The sequence below is a fragment of the Sporobacter termitidis DSM 10068 genome (genome assembly GCF_900130065.1).
Taxonomy (GTDB): Bacteria; Bacillota; Clostridia; order Oscillospirales; family Oscillospiraceae; genus Sporobacter; species Sporobacter termitidis.
Genome location: NZ_FQXV01000017.1, coordinates 1 through 18,866 on the forward strand (window position 1 = coordinate 1; position 18,866 = coordinate 18,866).

Below are 18,866 nucleotides of genomic sequence, written 5' to 3' on the forward strand. Positions count from 1 at the left end.
TCCCGGCGCTGGCGGCGAACCCGGAGAGGGCGGGCCCGGCGGTAGGGTTTTGGTTATGGACCTGACCGTCGTCCCATTGTCGGTCAAAGAGTATTCCTGCGGCGAACACACCATATTTGATGGCATCAGCGCGGAAACGGGCCACGCCTACGGCTCCGGCTATGTTGAGCCAAAATCGGGCCTCATCTTAGGGCGAAAAGGCGATACCGGGGAATTGGCGGGCGGCGCGGGGGCAGGATCGTCAGGCGTGGGGCCAAATGTAACGAAAAACGAAACCACTTATCACCCCGGAGCCAACGGTTCACCGGCATCGTTAGGCGGCGTTACAGCATACGGCGGATATGGCGGCGGCGCAGGCTCGGCGGGCAATGGATTAGCGGGGCAGAGCGGGGCTGTATCTAAATCTGGCGGATACAACTACACCTACACATTCCATGGCGGCGGTACTTGGTCGGGGACGATGACAGGCCGTTCGGACTTTACATTTAATGCTGATACGGGCGTGTTCACTTTAACGGGATCGACAGTCACAATTACGTCGGGGGCGTCGGCTGCGGATGTTACCCATTGTTACGTACTTAGCGGCGTTAACCTCTATAACTACCGTAATGTCGACAATGACGGTGTGTATCGCGGTGATTACATTGATACATACATAAGAACAGGCAGCCCGGCTGCATATACACAGTACAATGGTGGCGGTGGCGATGGCGGTATCGGAGCTCCCGGAGCGGATGCGACGGGATACGGTCAAGGCGGCCAGGGTGGCGACGGTGGCGGTGGCGGCGGACAATCGCAAGGATACTCCGGCGCTCGAACTGGCCTCGGTGGCGCTGGCGGTCTCGGCGGTGCCGGCCGCAAAGGCGTTATTATCATTTATTACTAAGAGGGTGAGACAATGCCAAGCTTTACACTTAAGTACACCGGCAAGCAGTTAGAGGATTTGGTTGCGACCGGCTTAACCCCGCGTGGCGCATATAACGCCGGTACGACGTACCCGGTCAAAAGCCTTATAACGTACAGCGGCAACGCCTATATCACGCTACAGGAGGTCACAGGCGTCACACCAACCAATGACGGCGTACATTATCAGTTGCTATTGCTGGAGATCGGCGAGGGCCCGCCGGGACCTGCGGGCGCAGACGGCCCGGCTGGACCGGCAGGAGAACCCGGACCCGCTGGAGAGCCCGGCCCGCCCGGTCCCGCTACGATAACGGTCGGGTCGTATACTACCGGCGATCCCGGTACTGATCTAATCATATCAAATTCGGGTACGGCAGAAAATCTCATACTCAATTTTGTGGTACCGCGCGGCAATCCTGGCGCAAACGGCAACGGCATCGCGTCAATAGCTCAAATAAGCGGCACAGGCGCACCGGGGACGTACGATACATACCGCATAACGATGACAAGCGGCGCAACGTTTGATTTTGATGTATATCAAGGCGCTAATGGCTCGGGCTCCGGCGACATGACAAAATCCGTCTATGACCCTACAAACAAAAATCAGGATGCCTTTGCCTATGCTGATACGGCGGCAAGCATAAGTGGTCTCACAGCAGAAACGGCCATCGCAGATACTGACTACTTTCCATATCAGGACACATCAGCGAATGGCAAGCGGAAAACGCTCTGGAGCAATATTAAATCCGTCCTCGGCGCGGTTTTCGCTCCACTAAGCCACATGCACGGTAATATCACCAACGCTGGGGCAATCGGCACGACGCCGAGTCTCCCGGTGTTTACGGGCACGTCAGGAGTGCTTACCGAGATGACCGTTGCAGCGGCCAGGAATGTCCTTGGCCTTGGCAATACGACTGGGCCAGTTCCGGTGTCCAACGGTGGTACCGGCGTGGCGACGGCTCCAGCAGCGCTGGCCACTCTCGGCGCTATGCCTATCGCTGGCGGGATATTCACCGGCGCGGCAATCGCCCAAACGAACACGAACTACACCACAGCGCAGATGCGCAATGTCACCCTCTCCACAGCGGACCCGAGCGGCGGCAACAACGGCGATATCTGGATAAAGTACCAAGCGTAGGAGGGTCTAAAAATGGCGCAGCCAATATCCAATCTCGCTGTCGGCGCGGTGGTAAAGTCGCTCGACACGACGTACAACGGCGCCGTCATCCGATTCAAGATAGGACATATTTCAGGTGGCCGTGTGAAGCTGTGCACTGAACGAATTATCACCTTGAAGTGTTTCGACGCCAAAGAGGCCAGCAACCCGAACAGCGGCCGTGCGGCTGGCGGGAATAATATGTACAGCGTTTCCAACATTGACCAATGGTTAAATAGTTTGGCTGGCGCCGGCGCTTGGTATTCCGCCCGGCACACCTATGATGCTCCGCCGAATAACGCAAACGTCTATTCGAATTATAATGAGTATGACGCTGAGGCTGGATTTTTGTCACATTTTGAAACGGCATTTAGAGATGCAATTCAAGATACGACAATCCGTGTAGTGAGGAACACCGTCACCGATGGCGGCAGCTATGAAGACATCACCCGGAAAGTCTACCTCCTATCAAGAACCGAAGTTGGGCAAGCAAACGAAAACGGCATCGCGGAGGGATCAAAGTGGGACCTTTTCAGCGACAACAATAGCCGTCTTGCTATGCCGACAGCCGAAGCTGTCAGTGCGTCCGAATACACGGACGCAGCCCTGTCTTCTTCTCAGAACTGGCAATACTGGCTAAGAACTCCGATTTCAAGTTCTTCAAGCGTCCAACGGTATGCTATTCCCGCTGGCGGCGGATCCAGTGATGCATATTACGGATATCAGGGCATTCGGCCTGCGTTGGAATTGTTATCCTCCGCATTGGTATCTGATGCTGCGGATACCGACGGTGCCTACATACTCCAGTTCGCAACAAACCCGCTGGCAAACATGAAGGTCAAAATAGGCGGCGCATGGAAAGATTGCGAGAGCGGCGCAGTAAATATCGGCGGGGTATGGAAGTCTATCGAATCGATACACACAAAAATAGACGGTGTCTGGAAAACAGTATAGGGGGTGATTAATTTGACAGTAACCATAGGCGGCCAAAACTTAGAAGTGCTCAACGTCGTCGGATCGCAGAGAAACTTTCAGGGCGCGAACCGCAGCACCTTGGAATTCCATTTTGCAAAAGAGGCAACCACCTTCGCAGAGCTCGACACGCTTTTCAAGAATCCGCCCGACAGCCTCACGCTGACAGACGACAGCGGCGCATACGCTCACGACAACTACACGCTGCGCGTCTCCCTAGCGCTCTCCGACGTCGTTGTAACACCGGGGACGGATACGACACCGGCGGTCACAGAGGAGCGCTATATCGTCGTCATGGCGCAGAAGACGTATGCGGAGAAGCAGCAAGACGCAATCAAAGCGCAGTCGGATATGACGCTGAACGCATTTATTGATTTTTGCACAAATGCATTACCAAACATCATGGGAATCGGAGAATAATTTTATGGAGGTAAATAAAATGGCTTGGGTTATCGTATCGGACATCGAAAAGGCGAAGAAGGAGCAGGGGCTTGCCGCTGCGCAGGACAGATACCGGGCATGGTTTGTCAATATGCCGCTGTTCGCAATGTACAAAGCCGCCGTGGACGGCACACTGACGCTTGACGGCAATGCCGATTGCATCGTATTGGCATAGCAGACATGGCAGCATAGTCTGCCACTGAATAATTGCAAGCCGCCTCATGGCGGTATTTTTATGCTTAAAGTGAGGCGGTCATAATGGAAACAGCTTTAGAGGTTTTCAAACTACTTATCATACCAATCTGTATGTCACTTTTCGGGGCCTATATCAAGCGGCGGTTTGACAAGCACGACAAGGCGGACAAGGAGCGCAATGAGGCCCGGGTTAAGAAAGAGACGCTCATGCTTCGCGGAATCAATGCCGCCGCCGCACTCGGCGACGCAACGGCAGAGTGTATGCAGAGTTTGGCGGTAGACGAATCGGGGAAAGTCACAGCATTTAAATGCAACGGCAATGTTAAAGCGGCCCGAGAGTACGCCGCCAATGTCAAACACGAACTGCGCGACTTCATGGACGAGCAGGGCGTACAGAATCTTATTTAGGAGGGATTACAAATCATGAAAATCGTTGAAAACCTCGCGGCCCTGATTAAGGTCAAGACCATCGTCACGCTGGCCGTCGTTGCGGTATTCGTTTACTTAGCCGTCGTCGGCAAAATTTCAGCGGACAATGTGATGAGCATTGCTATGATGGTCGTCGCGTTCTACTTCGGCACCCAGAGCGAGAAGGGGCAGACGAAATGACCAAAGGTATCGATTGCGCGTCGCGCATCACAAGCACTATAGCCGCTGACCTCGTGCGCAGCGGCTATAACTTCGCCTGCCGGTACATAGCTGGCACTACAAAGCAGATGTATGCCGCCGAGGCTCAAATCATATCCGCTGCCGGGCTGGACATCCTATGCGTCTACGAGACCACAGCAGACCGCCCACGTGGCGGCGCGGCATCCGGCAGTGCAGACGGTGCGGCGGCGTACAAGGCCGTCCAGGCGCTCTGTATGCCCGCTACGGGCATCGTCTATTTTGCGGCGGACTTTGACGCTCGGGCGACCGACATGAATAACATCGAATCGTATCTGCGGGCCGCCAGAGCACAGACCGGGCCTTATGAGGTCGGCATATACGGCAGCTATGCCGTCGTTGAAGACATGGCCGCACGCGGTGCCTGTAAGGGATTTTGGCAGACATATGCGTGGTCGAGCGGGAAGTTGTCCGCACATGCCCAGGTATACCAATACAAAAACGGCCAGACGGCCGCCGGCATCAGCGTCGATCTGAACGAGGCATACGGCGATGCCGGTATGTGGAGCTACAGAGAAGAGGTGAACCCGGTGGAGAACAAGCCGAGCGATTGGGCCGCCAGCGCCGTCCAGAAAGCCATTGCCAAGGGTCTGACTGGCGATGAGCATGGTGATCTGCATTTGCAGGACACGGTTACGATGGAGCATATGCTTGCCACGCTGGAGAAACTGGGACTGCTGTAAAAGTCAATATCACTCGAAACGCCCCGGGCAACGGATAATACCGCGCCCGGGGCGTTTTTCTTAATATTTTCCAAATATCAAAACTGCTGTTGAAAAGGCGACATAGAATTTGTTATTATATAACATAAGGAGGAATAATATGGGCTTTAACACAATGCCAGAGCTTATGACCGCCAAACAAATATGTGATATGTTCTCCATCAGCTATACGACATTTCACAGAGAATTGAAGAGCGGCCGCCTAAAGGGGTTCAAAGTAGGAGACAGTTGGAGATTTGAAAAGCAAGCGATTCTAAATTGGATAAAAAAAGATGAGGAAATATCGGTCTGAGTTTGGCGACGCACTCCGATATTTCCTCACGGCAGATTATTAATCTTAATTAATTAAATCATAGGGTGAATAATCTGTCAAACACTAAATTTGACGGAGGTATTAATGAAACACCTTGTTCCGATGGATGATTACGGCGTATTTGTAGACAAGCGCGACACAGCAAGGGCGGGCAGCCTTATGGTGGCCCAAATGTTTGAGAAAAGCCATCAACATGTATTGCGTGATATAGCAAAAATCACTGAGTCCAAATCTGGACTTAGTGAAGAGTTTAGAGGTCGCAACTTTGCGCTGTCCTACTATAAGGACAGTACGGGTAGAAAACTTCCATGTTACGATATGACTCGTGACGGATTTTCCTTGTTGGTTATGGGATATTCCGGAGCTAAGGCCATGCAGTTCAAAGAGGCATACATAAAGCGGTTCAATCAGATGGAAGATTTCATCGATACGCTCGTTGAGTCACGCACAGAGTTCCCGCTGCTGACACAGCAAATAAAGCTGCTGCACGACAACCCACAGCCGTATCATTTCAGCAACGAGTGCGATATGTTAAACCGCATCGTGTTGGGCGTATCGGCGAAGCAGTTCAGGGAAAAGAACGGAATTGCAAAGGGGACGAGCATAAGACCATATCTTACCCACGATCAGATTGCCATGATTGACATGCTCCAGAAGATCGATTTCGGACTGTTGGTTGCCATACCGGATTTTGAACAGCGCAAAAGGACGCTTGAGTGGTACAAGTATAAAGCGGATCATGGCGACGTAAAAGTTATTGCGTAACAGCAGGCCGCTGGCCGAAACGGGAATCACCGTAACGGTTGGCGGCCTTTTTTTATTTGTCCATGTCCTCGCGTATAAGATTGTTGATGTAGGCGTTCAGCGTTTTTCCTTGCGATGCCGCGTGTTTCATGACCGATTCTTTATTATTCGGGGGGATTAAAAGCAGGCTAACCCGGTCGTATGGGTGGGCCTCATTCCATTTTTTATTAGCTTTCTTTTTTGCTTCGCTGACGGGCACAATACCAACTCCATTCTAGTCATTATTATATACCGCGATATGCACATATACAAGTGTACAAAATAGACAATTGCGCACGTGTACATTTTGGTATTTTGCCTGCTTGAAATACAATTACGTAGGTGTATAATAAGACCATAAAGAACAAACGGAGGGAAACAAAATGACACAGGTCAGCATAAAAGAGGCTCTTGAATGTAAAGAGAAATATGAAGCTGTAAAAAGTTACTGCGTACTATCAAAGCAAAATGCCGCGCAAAACGATGATGACTGGGCGAAAGGATTTGCAAAAGTTCAGAAAGCGCAAGATAGGGTTCGCGCGTTACTCGGCGGCGACTATGTAACCACTATCATACTAAATAGAGACGATTTGATTAAGCAGTTCGGTTGGTAACCCATTGTGCCGCCCCGGTCCGGTAATAGGCCGGTAATAGGCCGGGGAAAGGATGAGGACGATGAAGATATATAATAAAATAAAGTACGGCATGGTAGTGCAAACCGCGACTCTGCACCATATGCCGAGTGGCAGGTGGGCGTTTGCCACAAGTTTGTTTGGTGAGAAGCCATACGAGATAAATATGAACATGCCTATATTCGATACGGAAAACGAGGCTACGGGCTGGATCGATAAACAGGCAGAGTGGAAAGCGGACGAAGCAATCCCCGCCTGACGATGGCCAGCTGGGGCAGAAAGGCCGGAGGTTAACCCCTCCGGCCTTTTTATTCCTCCCGCCTAAACCACGTCACTTCATGCACCCACCTATATTCAATCACCGCATTGCCTTCGTAGTGCCGGTATCCATCCTTCTTGACGCGCTCAACTTCGAGCTCGGCCAATCGCTGAGTTTTCACCGAGTATTCGTATACAACCCCGCCCGGCACGATAACGCGTATAATGTATTTGGTCATAGCAACATCCCCCAGGCGTATTATGCCCAGGGGATGTGTAATATCATGCTGGCCAGACGACAGCGCCCGCCTCATCGATCACGGCGTACTGTCCGTCCGGGAATCGCCTGAGCAGCCGCTCTCCGATTCTGATAAGGTCGTCCGGGTAATCGTCAGCGTGTAGGCCTGTGCGTTTACTGGCGTGGTTTATTATTACTAGTTTGTACATATAGATTGCCCTCCTGATGTCAGTATAGGTGATTGGGAGGGCGATAGGACGGACAGTGATTAGGGGATGCAAAACCGTGACATAAATTTGACACAAAAATATGTGTCAAACGCTTACAAAACGTATCAACATTGAAGCAAATGCGGCAAGTTGAAAGCGCCGTTAACGAACAAAAAACACTGCAAATTCAGCGGTTTATGGCATGACAAAGCCCCGGTCTGACGACCGGGGCTAAAATGGAGACTAATGGGCTCGAACCATCGACCTCCTGCGTGTGAAGCAGGCGCTCTAACCAGCTGAGCTAAGCCTCCAAACGCGAAAATAATAAAGGTTAAATGACCCGTACGAGAATCGAACTCGTGTTACCGCCGTGAAAGGGCGGTGTCTTAACCGCTTGACCAACGGGCCCTGGATGCGGACATTTTCTGCGGAAAATGTGTCGCCTGCGGCTCCGGCCGCATCTTCCAAGGGAAACCAGTTTCCCCTGGATACGAGCCTGGCGGCTCGATACCCCTTCCGCTCTCCGAGGGGCAGGGAACGATAATGACGAAGGTTGCCTGGATTTTTACGGGGACGGAGGTTATCCGTCCCCGTTTGGTGGCGGTAACTGGACTTGAACCAGTGACACCACGGGTATGAACCGAGTGCTCTAGCCAACTGAGCTATACCGCCATATCTCACTGACAGGCAACGGTTATTATACTTTATGATTTATTTATTGTCAACAGTGTTTTTGATTGTATAAACTGAATTATTAGTGTATAGTAAAATGCAGTGTCCGGGCGGCTGGCATTTATTTCGCGCGCCTTGGCGCATGGGAGGTTATTGATTGAACATCATAGTTTTATGCGGCGGGCTGTCCGCCGAGCGCGACGTGTCGATCACAAGCGGGACAATGGTGACGTCGGCGCTGCGCCGGCGGGGACATAAGGCGGTGCTTGTCGATCTTTATTTTGGCTATCCGCAGCATTATGACGATCCAAAGGGCATTTTTGACACGGTATATGACGACGGCATCGCCGCCGTTGCTGAAACGGCCCCCGACCTGGAGGTCGTGAAGGCCAGCCGCAAGCAGTTTAACGACAGCCGCATGGGCGATAATATACTTGAGATCTGCCGCGCCGCCGACATCGTCTTCATGGCGCTGCACGGAGAGGACGGGGAGGACGGAAAGGTCCAGGCCACCTTTGACATGGCGGGCATCAAATACACGGGGAGCGGCCACCTGAGCAGCGCCGTGGCCATGAACAAGGAGGTCGCCAAAAAGCTCTTTGAGGTCGGCGGCGTCAAAACGCCCCGCGGCATAACGGTGAAAAAACAGGACCGGGACTATGAAAACGTGGGCTTTCCCTGCGTCGTCAAGCCGCGCTCCCGCGGCAGCTCCGTTGGCGTCTCCGTCGTGAAAACGCCGGAGGAGTACGGCGCGGCGCTTGAGCTGGCCTTTAAATATGAGGACGACGTCATCGTCGAGCAGTACATAAAAGGCCGCGAGTGCGACGTCGGCGTTCTTGCCGGAAAAGCGTTCCCTGTGATTGAGATCTGCCCAAAGTCGGGCTTCTACGATTATAAAAACAAATATCAGAGCGGCCTGACCGACGAGTACTGTCCGGCGGACCTGCCCGCGGAGGTCACCGAAAAGCTCCAGCGGACCGCCGAGCGGGTCTACGAGGTTTTAATGTTCGACGTTTACGGGCGCATGGATTTCATCGTCGACGAGACCGGCGAGGTCTGGTGCCTGGAGGGGAACACGCTGCCGGGGCTCACGCCGACAAGCCTCCTGCCGCAGGAGGCGGCCGCCGACGGCATGTCCTACGATGATCTGTGCGAGGCGATCATCGCCCATTCATTGAAAAAATACGGAGTGTAAACCTTTATGGGAATGAAACCGCTGACTCAGGAGACGATTGCCCGCGTCACGGGCGGCGAATATATAGGCGACGACGTTCTTAAAAGCGCCTGCATCACCGGCGTCGTGCGCGACAACCGGGAGGCCTTCGAGGGCTGCCTGTTTGTCTGCATCCGCGGCGAGCGGGTCGACGGGCACAGCTATGCGAATAAAGCCTTCGGCGCCGGCGCCTCCTGCTGTCTGGCGGAACAGGTACTGCCGGATGCGCGGGGGCCGTACGTCCTCGTGGAATCGACGCTGGCGGCGCTGAAAGCTCTCGGGGAGTATTACAGGAGTCTCTTCAATATCCCCGTCGTGGGCGTCACGGGCAGCGTCGGCAAGACGACGGCAAAGGAAATGGTCGCGGCCGTTTTGTCGCAGAAATTCAATGTCCTGAAAACGCCGGAGAACCTCAACAATGAAATCGGCGTACCGCTGACGCTCCTGTCCCTCCGGGAGGAGCACGAGGCCGCCGTCGTTGAAATGGGTATCAGCGATTTTGGGGAGATGCGCCGCCTGAGCAAAATGGTGCGGCCCGATATCTGCCTGATGACGGCCATCGGCTACTGCCACCTGGAGCAGCTGGGGGACCTGAACGGCGTGCTCCGGGCAAAGAGCGAGGTTTTCGAGTACATGAAGCCCGACGGGCTGGCGGTGGTGAACGGCGACGACACGCTGCTGGCGTCCTTTGATCCCGGGATCAAAAAGCTTACCTTCGGTCTCGGGGAAAAAAACGATTTCCGGGCCGTTAACATCCATCCGCTCGGGACGACCGACGTCTCCTGCGACATTGTGAGCGGCAGCGGCTGCCTTGGCGTGCGGATACCCGCCTTTGGGAGCCATATGGTGCTCGGCGCGCTGCCCGCGGCGGCCATCGGCCGGCACCTGGGCCTCGGTGACGAGGATATCAGGCTCGGTCTGCTCAATTATGCCCCTGTGGGCGGCCGCGCGAACATTGTCGATACCGGCTATATCACGCTCATCGATGACTGCTATAACGCCAACCCCAACTCCATGGCGGCGTCCGTCCGGTCACTGGCGACGCTGGAGGGCCGCAGGGTGGCGATCCTCGGCGATATGACGGAGCTGGGCTATGAGGCCGACGCGCTGCACCGCGCGCTCGGCACGCTGGTGGCGAAGAGCGGCATTGACTGCCTCGTCTGCTGCGGCGCCAAGGCGGAGTTCATTTATAAGGGGCTCGTTTCCACAGGCGTGGAGATGGAGGCCTGGCACTTCCCAATGAAGGAGGCGCTCTTCGCCGTTTTGCCCTCACTCATTAAAAAGGGCGACAGCGTGCTGGTCAAAGCCTCCCATTCCATGCATTTCGAGGAGATCGCCGAGGAGCTCAAAAAGCTCAGCTGAGTTATTGTGGGGATTACTTATGCGTCTGACATACAGCGCCGGGGAAAAAGACGCCGGGCGAAAGGTTTATATCGTCCTGCGGCGGGAGCTTATGATTTCCGACACGCTGACGCGCCGGCTTAAACGCGCCGGCGCGATCTTTGTGGACGGCGCGCCCGTCTTTACCGACAGGCGCCTGACGCCAGGAGAGACGCTTTCTGTGGACGTCACAGCCGCGGAGCCACCCTGCGATATCGTGCCCGAAGAGGGCGGACTCGATATTCTGTACGAGGACGCGGGGCTCCTGGCGGTGAACAAGCCCTCAGGCCTGATCACACACCCGTCCCGCGCGCGGTACACGGGGACGTTGTCAAACTTCGTCGCCGGATATCTTGAGAGAACCTCGGGCGACGGCCGCTGCCACGCCGTCAACCGTCTGGACCGCGACACGTCGGGCGTGGTGCTGTTTGCGAAAAACAGCCACATGAAAGCCAGGGCGGGCCAGGCGCTGGCCGGGGACGCGGAGAAGGAGTACGCCGCTCTGATAGCCGGCGTGATGGACAAGCCCGCCGGCACCATCGACCTGCCGATCCGGCGGCTGCGGGAAGGCGACATGCTGCGCGTCGCCGCGCCCGACGGCCAGCGCGCGGTCACGCATTATGAGACAACGGCGGTCACGGAAATAGACGGCGATACGGTATCGTCGCTGCGCCTGCGGCTCGAGACGGGGCGGACCCATCAGATCCGCGTCCATTGTCTCGCGTTCGGACATCCGATCCTCGGCGACCACCTGTATAATACGGCCTTTTCCCAAGATATCTCAGCCCGCCTCGGCCTCGCCGCTCAGGCGCTGCACGCCGAAAAGCTCTCTTTTACCGAACCCGTCTCCGGCCGTCGCCTTAAGCTGACAGCCCCCTTGCCGGATTACTTTAAAAGCTTTGTGAAGTAACGCTCATGGATAAATTGAATTATTATTCAAGATATTAAAAGCCCAGGCGCGCCCGACAATTTTGCTGGCCGGCGCCTCAAGTAAAAAATAAGTCGCCAACCAGAATTTAAAGGCTTGACATAATCTATAAGGGATTATATAATGCTTAAGCGTCGTATCCGCCCCGGCAAAAATTGAAAACGCATCTATAGCTCAGTCGGCAGAGCGCATCCTTGGTAAGGATGAGGTCGGCAGTTCGAATCTGCCTAGATGCTCCAAAAAACCCTGTGTTTGCAGTGCTCCAATCGAGCGTAAGCACAGGGATTTTCTTTTCCGAAATAAACTCGAAACGGGCAGAAAACCACTAAAAATCCAGCAATGGAGCGGTTTTTACATCTTGCGGGTTGAAACCGCTCTTTGCTTTTGTTATTTTTCAGTCAGGACATTTAATGCTTGCTCTTGTTGCTAAACCCGCATATGTAACCATCCTCTTTTAAAAGCCTGCTAAGAATTTTGTTAATAAATTATCAACGGTGCTTATGCTGCACCTACTGCACTATGCGTATGGTGTGTAATTTTGCGGCCAAATTTCTGCCGAAGACGATGTATTTATGCCTCGGCAGTCTCTCATAGAACAAAATATTTGCCGATTTTCATGAGCCACGTTCAGATTTTACATAGAAATCGTCTTGGAGCTTCTGCATCATTTGCTTTTTTTCAGAATCAAGGACTTCATTATAGTGCTCCAGCATTACCGGTATGGAATGCCTAATACCTTGTTCCAGGATGATAGTGGGTGCAATGCCCCTATCCAACGCTTCTCGTATAAGTCCTTCAGCAGCATTAATTTTCCCATTCTCGATGGCATTAATAATTAGTTCGATTATTAACATATATTTTCATCTCCTACATCTTCGTCCTATTTTTCAAATATTTAAGAGTTGTAAGGCTACCAGTTTAAGGTTTACCAACTTGTTAACTACGATTAAGTTATGTCATGATTCCAGCGCTGACATTTATCAGAATGCAGTTTTAAAGATGGGTCCGTATTACAAACCAGTTAAACCTGAGAGAGTTTATCGTACCATTTACAGATGAGCCAAAAGAAGACGTAAGCTTTAGCTGAAAGAATCGAGCGAATCGATCTCTTTTTAAAATTGAAAATAGAAATAATCAGGCATTTTTAGTTTATGCAGCGCCAAAAATAATTGACTCCAATATATATGTTGTCGAAATACTAAAAAATATTTCTGGTTATATAGACAAATAAAGAACTTATCAGTTGTTATGAGTAAGGTCGTGCAGAACAATGCCGCTACGTCTGAAGAAAGCGCTGCGGCCAGCGTGGAATTATTCGGCCAGACCGAACAGCTCAATGAAATGATCAATACGTTTAAGGTAAAAAGAGATATTAGGACTTCAATAAAAAAAGTCGCAAGTACTTAAAAATGAAGCAGTAAAAAAAACTAAAGCCCCAAGCCACGATAGCATTTCTTTAAGCAATGGGGGTTTCGGTACGTATTAGTTTATAACTGGTCATTTATGAAAGTAAGCATAAAATCAAACCGGCTTCCGCGAAAGGAAGCCGGTTGATTTAATACGGTCGCCCCATTGCTGGGGCCAAAATTGTATGTCGCGTCTGCTTCCTCGAATCCCAAAATAGTGATATAATTATGTCTGAAAACATACTCTATTGGAGATTAATAAAGCCAAGCAAATAATCATTGAACCTGTTAGGTCGGGAAAAAGCCGACTCTATATTACACCTACTATTACCGTAAACTTCATCGGCACATTCTAAAGCGAAACGCATTAGGTCCTATGCGCTGAATACAAAGCGAATACAGTCCTCAAAACCGCGCTTGAAATATTGGGCGCGGTTGTTTTTTATAAAAAGGAAAACACGCCGACAGTATTAGGCGTGTTTTCCTCGCTTTATTTTACCTCCTGCAATTCGCTCCCGTCTGTCTTTACCTTGTGCATATTAAATCCATTGCCCGTCAAGTAAATCCAGTCATTCAACACGTTCATATCAATAAAATTACTGCTGGGAAAGTCGCATAGCTTTGTCTTTTCCGTTCCGTCCGTCTTTATTTTGTATATCGCTGAGGTATTTGTAAAATAAATCCAGTCGCCTACTACGTTTATTTTCACAGCCTTAATGCCGTCCGCTATGCGCTCGTTATTTGCGCCGTCTAAATCCATGCTGTATATCTGCGCTCCATCTCCGTATACATAGTAAATTTTATCGTTTACTATGTTGGTAGAAGATACTTGAAAATCTGCTATCTTTGTATTTTCCGTTCCATCTGTCCGTATTCTATAAGTTTTCCAAGCGTTGTCTTCGCTTTTGCTGTAATATATCCAGCCGTCATATACAGTAAGTCCACTGGTCAATGCGCTTAATTGTTGTAGTTGTTCCACTTCGCCGCTGTCTACGTTAATCCTATATATTACTTTTGTGCGGTCGTTGTTATTAACTCTGCAATAAATATAATTATCAACAACCACCATTGTATCTACCATGCTCAAATTTTGCGTTGTGTAGCCCTGCATAAAGCCACTTTGCGTATCCGCTGAAGTAATCAGCGTGTTTTCCGTTCCGTCCTTACGCACTTTGTATATTAGTCCGTCAGGGTTGCGTCGGTGGACAGCCAGCCTCTTGAAGCTCTTTATCAGCATTAACCTCAGCTGTTTCAATGTCCTTTTTGAACATGCAACGAATACGAAAGTGGAACAAGTGGAGCGAAGAGTAAAAAGAAATTCTAATTAAGCTGCGCGTTTTACCTGTGTCAGTATTACACATATATCACTTTTAATGAAAAAATCGCGCCCTATATAAGAGCGCGACTTTATTATGCTATTTCACTATTTGGTTTCTTGATAAGCTTTGCGACCTCATCAACGGATAATCCAGATTCGTTTAAAATCTTATTGAGGTTTCGGAGGTCGTTCTGCTCCTGTTCTTTTTGTAAGAAAACGAGCTGTGATTTCAGTGTCTTGATCTTTGATTCGTACTCAGTAATCTTAGTGTTAATTAAACTTATTTCTTCGCCGATGTTTCTTTCCCTTTTTACTCCTCGTGGCATAATAATCCTCCTTTGCTATAATGCAATTATTACCATAATTTATCTAATAATACAGGAACCATACTTAAAAGGATGACTGATTCTGTCGAATAGCACGAGCACAACTTCTCTTAAGGGAGTAATACACTGGCTAGATGGCCGCTTAATAGACTAATCCCACTTGTCTGCCGTCTTAAAACCGTAGATCATAAGCCTGCGTTCCGAATATGGTTCTCAGCAAGGCTCACATCAGAATCGCACATTATTAAAGAAGCTGCTGACGCCGGGGACATGCCCGTAAAAAGGACTTACCGAAATTTGCTAAGTTTCTACCAAAAACACACTAAAAATGTTATAATATTCTCTATAATAGGACTTGAGACTACAAAGACAATGCATCAATGAATGGGGTGCAGACTTACATGTGCTTGGAAGAACAAATAACTGAGTTAATTAAGAGTATCGGAGATGACCTGAATAATAAGGTCTTTATTAGAATTAATGATTATCTAGAAGCACATCCTGATAGGCGAAATTCTCTCAATCCGGCATTTCCTTATCCGCAAAAGATTAGAGTTGGTGTACTAACTAATAGAGCTAATTAGTTTAGATAAAACAAGTGAAGTTCAGATAACGGATTTTTTAGAGATGAATCCAGAAATAATGCAGTATGCTTTTGGTACTAACCGTCTAAACCCACAAATTCTGCTAGAATGGCAATATAAAACGGATATGCACGATTTGAAGCCTGACTTTATGCCGGAACGCATGGATGGATTTTGTGATATATTTGAATTTAAAAAACCTCATCTGAAATCTAAGAGCCTTGTTGGTTCAAAAGAAAGGCAACAGCCCTCCCATGAAATAGATGCCGCTATTGCACAATTAAATCGTTATGATGAATGGTGCTCGCAATATGTTAATATAGATTGGCTAGAAAAAAACAAAGGAGTTAAAGTGCTTCATCCACAGAAATACCTAATCATGGGGCATAGCCAAGATTTTACATCTGAACAACGAAGATTGTTGCGTGAGCAAAGAAATGTAACCATACTCGCTTATGATGAGTTCATTGAAATGGCTCGGTTTCAAATATATCGTTATAGGTAGTCAATGTTGTTGAAAGTTGCGCATCAACCTTGGAATGGGGGACGCCACAATGTACAATATCACGTTTCAGCAAATCGAGACATTTCTTACTGTTGCAGAACACTTAAATTTGTCAGATGCCGCTGAAACATTGTTTCTCTCTCAGTCGTCTGTGAGCAAAACTATTCGGAGGTTTGAAGATGGACTTGGCCTCGTATTATTCGAAAGGAAGAACAGAGGTCTTGCTCTGACAAAAGAGGGAGAAGACCTCTATTCAAAGCTGCGCATCCATTATTCCGATATATGCAAAGATATCCAGATTACTAAGGATTTGAAGACTAAAACACATCAGGTTATTCGGATTGGCTATCCAAGCACTTACGACTCGAGCGAGGATTATGACAAGCTAAAGCAGATAATAAACGATTATGCCAATAAGCATCCTGAAATTGAGCTAAATGAAGATCTTTTTGATTTTAGGGAACTTAGGCAAGCACTTACCTTCGGTTATGTGGATATCGCCTTTTCGCCTGATTTCATCCTAAACGACATTCCAGACATATCACAAAAAAAGGTGTTGAGAAGCAGAAGTTGCCTTGCAATGTCTGCAAAACACCCGTTGGCCATGGCAAATTCGCTGAAGGAAATCGATTTCGAGGAGCTCAAGAAGGAAGTTTTCTATACTGTCCCATTAAATAACGAATTAAACAACAAAAAAGAGGCTTTTAGGAGGCTGGAAAAGTACGGTATTAGACCTTGTGACGTCCAGTTTGCTTCAAATTTTCAATCACTACTGCGGGTCATTCGGCGGGGGAGGGGAATGAGCCTATGCGGTTATTTTCCCAACGCGCCCGGCCACGAAGAGATCAAATATTTTACACTTCCGCCGTCTGATGATGATCCAATCCTAATGGCGACATGGAAGACAAACAGCATTACAAAAGAAGTACGAAATTTTATTGAGATCCTGCCCGATGACCCAGAAGGGATGACAGTATTCAAGCACTAAAAAACGACAATAATAATTTACCTCCGCCCTGACTTTTAGGCGGAGGATTTTTTCTGTTTGAATTGGCTTTGACGCCATATCAGAAGCGGATTTGGAATTGATAAGCCACCCCGACTTCTTTACACTAATCTTAATACCACCGGGATATTTACATTATTGTTTAATGGAGACGGTTATATGAGTATTAAGGATCAAATAAGAGAAGTTGCCCTGCAGCATGGCATGGATCTTTGCGGCATAGCTGCCATTGACCGGTTTGAAGAATCGCCGCAGGGGCGGCATCCGTGCGACATTCTCCCAGGCTGCAAATCGGTTATCGTCATTGGAGTCCGCCTTTTAGATGGTGCTATTCAAGTCAATTTCCGAGCCTTTGAAGACGGCAGGAGAGACTTAAAAGGCCTTTACGGTACATATGGATACGCAATGCTGCCAAATTTTGAATTGACATATGCATGTTATGCGGTGGCGCAGTTCATTGAACGAGAAACGGGTGCGTGTACAACACCATGTTCGACTGGTCCGATGACAAACGGGGCACAGCTCAGTCTGCGCCATGCGGCAGTTGCCGCTGGACTTGGTGAATTCAGCTGGTCCGGCCTTGTCATGACACCTGAATTTGGGCCGCGTATCAGGTTCGGTGTTATCCTGACCACTTTGGAGCTGGAGCCAGACCCTTTATATAAAGGGAAGAAGCTTTGCGAACCCGAAAAATGCGGGATATGCACAAGCGTCTGCCCGACAGGAGCGCTCAGCAAATATGGCGAGGCCGAGCCGTATATCGCCAATCCCGGCGGCAAACATTCAGAGTATTGCCGAATCAGCTGGCCGAAATGTCAAATGGCTATACACGCTATGACAAAGGAATTGGGCGGGAGTGAGGACTATGTAACGACTTTGGACCCAACGCCGCAGGATATCCTTAATGCACAAAACAAAATGCCAATACTGGAATCAGGACTCCAGCATCATACATCTCACAACTGCGGGAAATGCCTGTCCTACTGCCCGACAGGAAACTGGGGGCAAAAGTTCAAAAAGACCGGAATTAGCAAGGGCGCTTCAGGAGGTATATGATGAACAGGGAATATTTGCAGCAGCTAACGGCTGAGTTTTCCGAAAATTCTCCGACAAATTATCTTTCGGCAAAAGCGGAAGACGTAGAATCGTTGAATAAGCTCGCGAACAACTTTTACGCGAACAACTTTGCGCGTAACAATTATCATGGCAAAGAATCCACCGGAACCGAGCTCAATAAAGACAAGGATAGCCAATATATTGGCATGCGATTTTTCATGCCGCCGATCATCGCCGTTGGTACTGCATACGACGAGGGGTTTAAAAAACTCAAGGCGCCAGAAGTCGTTGGGCCTCATCATTTGATGCCTACCGATTGGCTTCCAGAGGCAAAATCGGTCATTTCACTTTTTCTTCCTTTTACCGAGCGTGTCATCGAATCAAATACGAAAGATCCGAATAGTCCGTCATGGGAATGGCTTTTTACACGCGTTGACGGACAGCAGCATCTTTTGGCGACAGGGGCTCTTGTCGGGGACTCGCTCATCCAGGAAGGGTACAAGGCCGTTGTACCTTATTCGGATGATAGATTTTTTATGCGAACTTCACGCGACCAGACTGAGCTGCCCATCCCAGCCTATTCAAGTAACTGGTCGGAACGTCATGTAGGGTATATCACGGGGCTCGGCACCTTCGGACGCTCAACAAATTTTATTTCGAAGCAAGGGGCGTGCGGTCGCCTGATAAGCATTATCACCGATTGGAAAACAATGCCGGATGAGAAGGATTATCATGACATTTATGATTATTGCTCTGAATGCGGCGCCTGTTACCATGCCTGCCCTGGCCATGCCATCTCCAAAAACGGAAAGGATATCGATAAATGTTCTGCTTACCTACGTGAAGTTGGCAAAAAATTCGCACCGCGTTATGGCTGCGGAAAATGTCAATCTGGAATCCCATGCCAGATCAAGAGCCTCGTGAATCCGCATTGTTAATACAGCACTCATCATATGAAATAATCCTGTTTCATGCATAGTGAGA

24 protein-coding genes, 4 tRNA genes and 1 pseudogene are annotated in these 18,866 nt (G+C 49.7%); 20 read left to right on the plus strand and 9 right to left on the minus strand.

The genetic code is table 11. The features are described from left to right. The 10 genes and pseudogenes from BUB60_RS17455 to BUB60_RS17500 form a co-directional block, all read left to right on the plus strand. A pseudogene (locus BUB60_RS17455) lies at positions 1-886 on the plus strand (hypothetical protein); the annotation flags it as partial. A 12-nt stretch (positions 887-898) separates the two neighbouring features. Next, positions 899-2,041, plus strand: a complete 1,143-nt coding sequence (locus tag BUB60_RS20230; protein ID WP_073082147.1) for a hypothetical protein — start codon at positions 899-901, stop codon at positions 2,039-2,041. 12 nt (positions 2,042-2,053) lie between these two features. Beyond that, positions 2,054-3,013: a DUF6273 domain-containing protein gene (locus BUB60_RS17465; RefSeq protein ID WP_073082150.1), complete on the plus strand. Its 960-nt coding sequence runs from the start codon at positions 2,054-2,056 to the stop codon at positions 3,011-3,013. Between the two features lie 12 nt (positions 3,014-3,025). Then, a complete protein-coding gene (locus tag BUB60_RS17470) occupies positions 3,026-3,451 on the plus strand; it encodes a hypothetical protein (protein ID WP_143162402.1) in 426 nt (141 codons plus the stop codon). 19 nt (positions 3,452-3,470) lie between these two features. Then, positions 3,471-3,647 carry a hypothetical protein gene (locus tag BUB60_RS20235; RefSeq protein ID WP_159435453.1) on the plus strand — a complete coding sequence of 59 codons (177 nt, stop codon included), beginning with the start codon at positions 3,471-3,473 and terminating at the stop codon, positions 3,645-3,647. Between the two features lie 83 nt (positions 3,648-3,730). Beyond that, positions 3,731-4,075, plus strand: a complete 345-nt coding sequence (locus BUB60_RS17480; RefSeq protein ID WP_073082159.1) for a hypothetical protein — start codon at positions 3,731-3,733, stop codon at positions 4,073-4,075. 15 nt (positions 4,076-4,090) lie between these two features. Beyond that, positions 4,091-4,276 (plus strand): hypothetical protein, encoded by a 186-nt coding sequence (locus BUB60_RS17485; protein WP_084726587.1) that lies wholly within the window; start codon positions 4,091-4,093, stop codon positions 4,274-4,276. Beyond that, complete coding sequence (locus tag BUB60_RS17490; RefSeq protein ID WP_073082162.1) at positions 4,273-5,016, plus strand: glycoside hydrolase domain-containing protein; 744 nt, start codon at positions 4,273-4,275, stop codon at positions 5,014-5,016. The genes BUB60_RS17485 and BUB60_RS17490 overlap by 4 nt, the downstream gene beginning before the upstream one ends. Positions 5,017-5,155: 139 nt before the next feature. After that, positions 5,156-5,347 (plus strand): helix-turn-helix domain-containing protein, encoded by a 192-nt coding sequence (locus BUB60_RS17495; RefSeq protein ID WP_073082165.1) that lies wholly within the window; start codon positions 5,156-5,158, stop codon positions 5,345-5,347. 105 nt (positions 5,348-5,452) lie between these two features. Further along, entirely contained in the window at positions 5,453-6,133 is a 681-nt protein-coding gene (locus BUB60_RS17500) for a Rha family transcriptional regulator (protein ID WP_073082168.1), read from the plus strand. 52 nt (positions 6,134-6,185) lie between these two features. Here BUB60_RS17500 and BUB60_RS17505 read toward each other — a convergent pair whose 3' ends face one another. After that, on the minus strand, positions 6,186-6,371 hold the full coding sequence (locus BUB60_RS17505) for a hypothetical protein (RefSeq protein ID WP_073082171.1): 186 nt from the start codon (positions 6,369-6,371) through the stop codon (positions 6,186-6,188). 163 nt (positions 6,372-6,534) lie between these two features. Between BUB60_RS17505 and BUB60_RS17510 the strand changes: the two genes are divergently transcribed. Together BUB60_RS17510 and BUB60_RS17515 are read left to right on the plus strand one after the other, a co-directional pair. Continuing rightward, complete coding sequence (locus tag BUB60_RS17510; RefSeq protein WP_073082174.1) at positions 6,535-6,765, plus strand: hypothetical protein; 231 nt, start codon at positions 6,535-6,537, stop codon at positions 6,763-6,765. Between the two features lie 61 nt (positions 6,766-6,826). Then, positions 6,827-7,042: a hypothetical protein gene (locus tag BUB60_RS17515; RefSeq protein WP_073082178.1), complete on the plus strand. Its 216-nt coding sequence runs from the start codon at positions 6,827-6,829 to the stop codon at positions 7,040-7,042. A 49-nt stretch (positions 7,043-7,091) separates the two neighbouring features. Here the strand turns inward: BUB60_RS17515 and BUB60_RS17520 are convergent, their stop codons facing one another. From BUB60_RS17520 to BUB60_RS17535, 5 genes are all read right to left on the minus strand, one after another. Then, positions 7,092-7,280 (minus strand): hypothetical protein, encoded by a 189-nt coding sequence (locus BUB60_RS17520; RefSeq protein ID WP_073082182.1) that lies wholly within the window; start codon positions 7,278-7,280, stop codon positions 7,092-7,094. A 43-nt stretch (positions 7,281-7,323) separates the two neighbouring features. After that, on the minus strand, positions 7,324-7,488 hold the full coding sequence (locus BUB60_RS20240) for a hypothetical protein (protein WP_159435454.1): 165 nt from the start codon (positions 7,486-7,488) through the stop codon (positions 7,324-7,326). 237 nt (positions 7,489-7,725) lie between these two features. Beyond that, positions 7,726-7,799, minus strand: a tRNA-Val gene (locus tag BUB60_RS17525). Between the two features lie 25 nt (positions 7,800-7,824). Continuing rightward, positions 7,825-7,896: transfer RNA gene (locus BUB60_RS17530), tRNA-Glu, on the minus strand. Between the two features lie 187 nt (positions 7,897-8,083). Then, a tRNA-Met gene (locus tag BUB60_RS17535) sits at positions 8,084-8,160 on the minus strand. A 157-nt stretch (positions 8,161-8,317) separates the two neighbouring features. Here BUB60_RS17535 and BUB60_RS17540 point away from each other — a divergent pair. The 4 genes from BUB60_RS17540 to BUB60_RS17555 all read left to right on the plus strand — a co-directional run bounded on the left by BUB60_RS17540 (position 8,318) and on the right by BUB60_RS17555 (position 11,920). After that, on the plus strand, positions 8,318-9,355 hold the full coding sequence (locus tag BUB60_RS17540) for a D-alanine--D-alanine ligase family protein (RefSeq protein WP_073082185.1): 1,038 nt from the start codon (positions 8,318-8,320) through the stop codon (positions 9,353-9,355). 6 nt (positions 9,356-9,361) lie between these two features. Beyond that, positions 9,362-10,735: a UDP-N-acetylmuramoyl-tripeptide--D-alanyl-D-alanine ligase gene (locus tag BUB60_RS17545; RefSeq protein ID WP_084726588.1), complete on the plus strand. Its 1,374-nt coding sequence runs from the start codon at positions 9,362-9,364 to the stop codon at positions 10,733-10,735. 19 nt (positions 10,736-10,754) lie between these two features. Next, complete coding sequence (locus BUB60_RS17550) at positions 10,755-11,663, plus strand: RluA family pseudouridine synthase (RefSeq protein ID WP_073082188.1); 909 nt, start codon at positions 10,755-10,757, stop codon at positions 11,661-11,663. 181 nt (positions 11,664-11,844) lie between these two features. After that, positions 11,845-11,920 (plus strand) — tRNA-Thr (locus BUB60_RS17555). Between the two features lie 375 nt (positions 11,921-12,295). Here BUB60_RS17555 and BUB60_RS17560 read toward each other — a convergent pair. The 3 genes from BUB60_RS17560 to BUB60_RS17570 all read right to left on the minus strand — a co-directional run bounded on the left by BUB60_RS17560 (position 12,296) and on the right by BUB60_RS17570 (position 14,731). Continuing rightward, positions 12,296-12,535: a hypothetical protein gene (locus tag BUB60_RS17560; RefSeq protein WP_073082192.1), complete on the minus strand. Its 240-nt coding sequence runs from the start codon at positions 12,533-12,535 to the stop codon at positions 12,296-12,298. Between the two features lie 1,042 nt (positions 12,536-13,577). Beyond that, positions 13,578-14,258 carry a DUF5050 domain-containing protein gene (locus tag BUB60_RS17565; RefSeq protein ID WP_159435456.1) on the minus strand — a complete coding sequence of 227 codons (681 nt, stop codon included), beginning with the start codon at positions 14,256-14,258 and terminating at the stop codon, positions 13,578-13,580. Positions 14,259-14,497: 239 nt separating this feature from the next. After that, on the minus strand, positions 14,498-14,731 hold the full coding sequence (locus tag BUB60_RS17570) for a hypothetical protein (RefSeq protein WP_073082200.1): 234 nt from the start codon (positions 14,729-14,731) through the stop codon (positions 14,498-14,500). A gap of 579 nt (positions 14,732-15,310) precedes the next feature. On the opposite strand from BUB60_RS17570, the gene BUB60_RS17575 reads away from it, so the two are divergent. The 4 genes from BUB60_RS17575 (at position 15,311) to BUB60_RS17590 (ending at position 18,820) form a co-directional block, all read left to right on the plus strand. Continuing rightward, positions 15,311-15,820 (plus strand): Shedu anti-phage system protein SduA domain-containing protein, encoded by a 510-nt coding sequence (locus BUB60_RS17575; RefSeq protein WP_278277530.1) that lies wholly within the window; start codon positions 15,311-15,313, stop codon positions 15,818-15,820. Between the two features lie 49 nt (positions 15,821-15,869). Further along, on the plus strand, positions 15,870-16,808 hold the full coding sequence (locus tag BUB60_RS17580; protein ID WP_073082206.1) for a LysR family transcriptional regulator: 939 nt from the start codon (positions 15,870-15,872) through the stop codon (positions 16,806-16,808). A gap of 177 nt (positions 16,809-16,985) precedes the next feature. Next, entirely contained in the window at positions 16,986-17,882 is an 897-nt protein-coding gene (locus BUB60_RS17585) for an epoxyqueuosine reductase (RefSeq protein ID WP_073082209.1), read from the plus strand. Then, positions 17,882-18,820, plus strand: a complete 939-nt coding sequence (locus tag BUB60_RS17590; protein WP_084726590.1) for a 4Fe-4S binding protein — start codon at positions 17,882-17,884, stop codon at positions 18,818-18,820. The genes BUB60_RS17585 and BUB60_RS17590 overlap by 1 nt, the downstream gene beginning before the upstream one ends. Positions 18,821-18,866 lie beyond the last annotated feature (46 nt).

What these genes read in the sequence shown, in the direction of transcription:
- BUB60_RS20230 (WP_073082147.1), top strand. Translation starts at nt 899, where the DNA reads ATGCCAAGCTTTACACTTAAGTACACCGGCAAGCAGTTAGAGGATTTG.
- BUB60_RS20240 (WP_159435454.1), bottom strand. Translation starts at nt 7,488, where the DNA reads ATGTACAAACTAGTAATAATAAACCACGCCAGTAAACGCACAGGCCTA.
- BUB60_RS17485 (WP_084726587.1), top strand. Translation starts at nt 4,091, where the DNA reads ATGAAAATCGTTGAAAACCTCGCGGCCCTGATTAAGGTCAAGACCATC.
- BUB60_RS17550 (WP_073082188.1), top strand. Translation starts at nt 10,755, where the DNA reads ATGCGTCTGACATACAGCGCCGGGGAAAAAGACGCCGGGCGAAAGGTT.
- BUB60_RS17510 (WP_073082174.1), top strand. Translation starts at nt 6,535, where the DNA reads ATGACACAGGTCAGCATAAAAGAGGCTCTTGAATGTAAAGAGAAATAT.
- BUB60_RS17560 (WP_073082192.1), bottom strand. Translation starts at nt 12,535, where the DNA reads ATGTTAATAATCGAACTAATTATTAATGCCATCGAGAATGGGAAAATT.
- BUB60_RS17495 (WP_073082165.1), top strand. Translation starts at nt 5,156, where the DNA reads ATGGGCTTTAACACAATGCCAGAGCTTATGACCGCCAAACAAATATGT.
- BUB60_RS17480 (WP_073082159.1), top strand. Translation starts at nt 3,731, where the DNA reads ATGGAAACAGCTTTAGAGGTTTTCAAACTACTTATCATACCAATCTGT.
- BUB60_RS17465 (WP_073082150.1), top strand. Translation starts at nt 2,054, where the DNA reads ATGGCGCAGCCAATATCCAATCTCGCTGTCGGCGCGGTGGTAAAGTCG.
- BUB60_RS20235 (WP_159435453.1), top strand. Translation starts at nt 3,471, where the DNA reads ATGGCTTGGGTTATCGTATCGGACATCGAAAAGGCGAAGAAGGAGCAG.
- BUB60_RS17520 (WP_073082182.1), bottom strand. Translation starts at nt 7,280, where the DNA reads ATGACCAAATACATTATACGCGTTATCGTGCCGGGCGGGGTTGTATAC.
- BUB60_RS17585 (WP_073082209.1), top strand. Translation starts at nt 16,986, where the DNA reads ATGAGTATTAAGGATCAAATAAGAGAAGTTGCCCTGCAGCATGGCATG.
- BUB60_RS17500 (WP_073082168.1), top strand. Translation starts at nt 5,453, where the DNA reads ATGAAACACCTTGTTCCGATGGATGATTACGGCGTATTTGTAGACAAG.
- BUB60_RS17545 (WP_084726588.1), top strand. Translation starts at nt 9,362, where the DNA reads ATGGGAATGAAACCGCTGACTCAGGAGACGATTGCCCGCGTCACGGGC.
- BUB60_RS17515 (WP_073082178.1), top strand. Translation starts at nt 6,827, where the DNA reads ATGAAGATATATAATAAAATAAAGTACGGCATGGTAGTGCAAACCGCG.
- BUB60_RS17570 (WP_073082200.1), bottom strand. Translation starts at nt 14,731, where the DNA reads ATGCCACGAGGAGTAAAAAGGGAAAGAAACATCGGCGAAGAAATAAGT.
- BUB60_RS17490 (WP_073082162.1), top strand. Translation starts at nt 4,273, where the DNA reads ATGACCAAAGGTATCGATTGCGCGTCGCGCATCACAAGCACTATAGCC.
- BUB60_RS17580 (WP_073082206.1), top strand. Translation starts at nt 15,870, where the DNA reads ATGTACAATATCACGTTTCAGCAAATCGAGACATTTCTTACTGTTGCA.
- BUB60_RS17590 (WP_084726590.1), top strand. Translation starts at nt 17,882, where the DNA reads ATGAACAGGGAATATTTGCAGCAGCTAACGGCTGAGTTTTCCGAAAAT.